Origin of the sequence: Xenorhabdus sp. NBAII XenSa04 (genome assembly GCF_963866145.1) — a bacterium.
GTDB lineage: Bacteria > Pseudomonadota > Gammaproteobacteria > Enterobacterales > Enterobacteriaceae > Xenorhabdus > Xenorhabdus indica.
In genome coordinates, this window is sequence record NZ_CAWMEB010000221.1 from 1 (window position 1) to 4,080 (window position 4,080).

The following is a 4,080-nucleotide window of genomic DNA, read 5'->3' on the forward strand; positions in this document are numbered from 1 at the left end:
TTTTAAATGTAACTGATTGGGTTACAATTTTGCCCGCTATTAACGTTGAGAGAATCCCATAAGTCAGCGCTAATAGCGGGCTTTTCATATATGTACTAATGAATTAATAATTCCAGCTAAACATCGGTTATCGGTACAATGCTGATCGCCAGAAAACGCACGTAAACCTGTCAGATAAAAGCTTTGCCCCCGCAGCATTACCCGACTCAAGTCAAACCTATAAGAGTATTGTGTTTTAATAAATTCGGACAATTTGATGGACCGTTTTGGCTAACTGTTCACTTATCACTGGCAGAAAACTCAGGAATATTGACAATTACCGACAGTCTAAAAAATATTTTTACGGTGATATCATCAGTACATTCTTCTGTAAAAAAGATCTAACTGAGTGTAAAAAAACAACATAATATTAACTTGTTATTAATTTTTCATTATTTATATAAATACACATAAAATGTATTACTTTACTATTAAATATCCTATATTGACTTCTATTCTTATTTAAAATATTAATTACTGACTGACTATCAGTGATAATATTTTCAGTAAAAAACAAATATTAAGAGGTATGTAGCAATGAAAATTAATACGAATGTAATTGTATAAAAATAGGGTTCTTTACCATTCGTGACCATACTTTTAATGTCAAGTCACTTATTATTTATTTAACTAATAGTTTTAATAAGGATTACTTTAACACTCTAATAATATGAAAATTAAAACATACGTTAACATTTCCCTCTGTTTGTCTTTGTTAATATCAGGAAAAACCTTATCTTTTCCTGATAACTTACCCAGTATAAGTCCTGCAGATCAAGAAATTATTAAACAAAAACAGAAAGATATTTTAGAAGAATCTCAAAAACAACAAGATTTAGAATTAGATATTAAAGTAGATAAACCAAAAGAATTATCTACTTTAGATGATAAATTACTTTGTCAAGTAATTAACAATATCTCCATAGAAAACGCTATACACTTTCCAAAATCCAATCAAGAAAAATTAATAAAGAAAAATATTTCTAAATGTATGACAACTACAGATATTGATTCTTTAATCAATACCATATCTGTTTATTACATGGAAAAAGGTTATATTACTTCTAGAGCTTTTTTGAGACAACAAGATGCACCTAATATATTTAAAGGTAATCTTATCATTACTGTTATTGAAGGAAAAATTGACAACTTAAATATTGATGGTAGAGACTTATTATCATTAAAAATGGCTTTTCCTAATATGAAAGGAAAAATACTTAATCTAAGAGATATAGAGCAAGGATTAGAACAATTAAATCGGTTACATTCTTACCAAGTTAAAATTGATATTCAACCTTCTGCTAAAGTAGGGTATTCTGATGTTATTTTAAAAAAAATTCCTTTAAATTACCTCTGAGAATAAATTTAAGTTTAGATAATAATGGACAAAAAAGTAAAGGCGAAAATCAAGTTAATACTTTTTTGCAACTGGATAATGTGTTTCGTTTAGCTGACTCTTGGACACTTTTTGCCAGTAAAGATACCGCTTTTAAAAATAGTTATAGAAATTGGTATATTAGCTCAGGAATAAGTATACCTTACGGATATTGGTTATTTAGTTACCAATATTCAAAAAATGAATCGTTCCAAAGTATTCCCATTAATTATTTTGGAACGATTCGTTATACAGGCAGAGGTAACTCTCATTCTGTATTAGCAAATAGAATTTTATATAGAGATGGAAAACAAAAGTTAGGTTTAAATATGAGCTTTACATCTCGTAAAACTGAAAATATCTTAGGGGATTATAAACTATCCAGCAGCTCAAATTTAAGCACAGTAAATTTAGGACTTAATTATAGCTCCATGTTATTCGGAGGTTACTTTAGATTTAATCCTACAATAACAAAAGGATTAACTATTTTGGGAGCGACTAAAGATGACAACCTTGAACATTCTCCAAAAAGTAACTTTTACAAATTTAGTGTTAATTCCAGCTATTTTAAACCTATAACTAATAGTATTTATTATTTAACTTCTGTTTATGGTCAAACTAGTCCAAATAGTCTTTACTCTAGCGAAAAATTATCTATAGGGGGGCTTTATTCTGTCAGAGGTTTTAAAGATAAATTTATTACTGGAAATTTAGGAGGTTATTGGAGAAATGAGATTAATTGGAAATTGGTAAACATTCCAAAGTTTGGGGAGCTTTCTTTTAATGGCTCATTAGATACTGGCTGGATTAAAGGAGAACTGGCTAGATTTTCAGATGGAGGTAACTTAACAGGAACATCACTTGGATTAAACTTAAACAATAAAATAAGTAATACTTCCTTTAGTGTAGGTAAACCTTTAATTTATCCTAATTATTTAAAACCAGATAATCTGGTTATTTATTGGTCTACTTCATTTAACTTTTAATTATAACAGAAGGATTTTTTTATGAAAACAAATATCAAATTTGCTTTATTTTTTGCTGGATTATGTTCTATAAATTCAGCTTTCGCCAATCCAATAATTTCAGATAATTCTGGAACACAAATTCAAAATATTAATAATATACCTGTTGTTAATATATCTACTCCAGATAATCGTGGTATTTCTTATAATACTTATAAAGATTTCAATGTAGATACTCAAGGTGCGGTTTTAAATAATTCATTAAACCAAATTAGATCTCAATTAGCCGGCCAAATAAATAAAAACCCTAATTTAAACAATCCAGCTAAACTTATTATCAATGAAGTGACTAGTGGAAATCAATCCCAATTAAATGGATTATTAGAAATAGCTGGTACAAAGGCTGATGTTTTAATATCTAACCCAAATGGTATTACAGCTAACGGGGGAAGTTTTAGTAATGCCGTTAATATAACTATAACTACGGGTAAGCCTGCTTTAGATCCTAATGGACAACTTATGTCTATAGTGGAAACTGGTAAAATTACTATTAGAGAAAAAGGGTTAGATGGATATAATGGTGGAGATAGTGTTGCTATTGTAAGTAAGGCTCTGGAGTTAAATGGCAAAATTCGTGGTAAAGATCTTTTTGTATTACAAGGTAGTAATGATGATATAAATAAACCAGCTCTGGCAATAGATACTAAAGCTCTAGGTGGAATGTATGCTAACAATATTGTTATAGTATCTAGTAAAGCCGGGGTAGGTGTTAACCTAGGTAATATAGAAAGTATTGGGAATCAAGGTGTATCTGTAATGGTTCAAGGTCCTTTACAAATTTCAGGTGATATTTTATCAAAAGGTGATATTGTGGCAAAAGCACCTACAATTAATATTAATCCTAACTCACAGGTTAAATCCACTAATGGACAAGTAGTGCTTAATCGTAACTGATAATGTAGCGATTAAAGTTTCGTTATTTTCATATCAAGTTTAGCTATTTATTAACACTAAAGAATCTACTTATAACTAAGTGGATTCTTTTATAACAAGAGCATTCAAAATTTCACTTTATAGGAAATTTAATAATCTAAAAATATAACCAAATTAACCGAAATTTCATTGCGGCAAATTAGCAAGCCATTGTTATTTTGAACAAAACGTCACTAAATTATTTAGTTTATTTTAATATGGCTCATGAGTATTAAGTTAATGCAGCTCAAATATAAAATGATAGAAAAGGGATATAATCCTGCCCTAGATTAAGAAAAGTCATAAATAAATTCAATAAAACATTTTTATTAAAGGAAAATATCACATTCAAACTAAATTTAAGGGATAGCGTCCTATCCCCTAAATTTTAAACACTTAATTTGCCTACTTTCCTTTGGACAACATCTTCTGCATCACCATCTGCCCGAACATCCCCGCAGATTGCCTGACCTGCCCTACGCCCTGACTTATCATGCCTGCCACATCGCCCATGCGGACACCGGCCCACGCTAATGCCCCCAGCCAGACCATCGGCAGCACAATAAACAGTGTGCCCATTACCAGTCCCATGATTAAATCGTCCGAGGTATTCTGAATACCCGCCAGATTAAACAGGCTGTGGGTGTCTGAGCCGTACAGGGCTTCCAGCAAATAGCTGTCCAGCCAGCGGGCAATTTCCCACCAGAAGGTCAGGAAATTCAGCGCAAA

4 protein-coding genes are annotated in these 4,080 nt (G+C 30.8%); 3 read left to right on the forward strand and 1 reads right to left on the reverse strand.

What is annotated here, in order from left to right; all coding sequences use genetic code 11:
- Positions 1 to 709 precede the first annotated feature (709 nt).
- The 3 genes from AAC147_RS08940 to AAC147_RS08950 are packed head-to-tail and all read left to right on the forward strand — an operon-like array spanning position 710 to position 3,333.
- Positions 710 to 1,396: a POTRA domain-containing protein gene (locus AAC147_RS08940; RefSeq protein ID WP_052189837.1), complete on the forward strand. Its 687-nt coding sequence runs from the start codon at positions 710 to 712 to the stop codon at positions 1,394 to 1,396.
- Between the two features lie 2 nt (positions 1,397 to 1,398).
- Positions 1,399 to 2,400 carry a ShlB/FhaC/HecB family hemolysin secretion/activation protein gene (locus AAC147_RS08945; RefSeq protein ID WP_231571674.1) on the forward strand — a complete coding sequence of 334 codons (1,002 nt, stop codon included), beginning with the start codon at positions 1,399 to 1,401 and terminating at the stop codon, positions 2,398 to 2,400.
- A 21-nt stretch (positions 2,401 to 2,421) separates the two neighbouring features.
- Positions 2,422 to 3,333: a filamentous hemagglutinin N-terminal domain-containing protein gene (locus AAC147_RS08950; protein WP_047686392.1), complete on the forward strand. Its 912-nt coding sequence runs from the start codon at positions 2,422 to 2,424 to the stop codon at positions 3,331 to 3,333.
- A 423-nt stretch (positions 3,334 to 3,756) separates the two neighbouring features.
- Here AAC147_RS08950 and AAC147_RS08955 read toward each other — a convergent pair.
- A partial coding sequence (locus AAC147_RS08955) for a conjugal transfer protein TraG N-terminal domain-containing protein (RefSeq protein WP_047686393.1) occupies positions 3,757 to 4,080 on the reverse strand: 324 nt, incomplete at its 5' end.

Excerpts from the sequence above, each read along its gene's own strand:
- AAC147_RS08940 (WP_052189837.1), top strand. The coding sequence starts at position 710 with ATGAAAATTAAAACATACGTTAACATTTCCCTCTGTTTGTCTTTGTTA.
- AAC147_RS08950 (WP_047686392.1), top strand. The coding sequence starts at position 2,422 with ATGAAAACAAATATCAAATTTGCTTTATTTTTTGCTGGATTATGTTCT.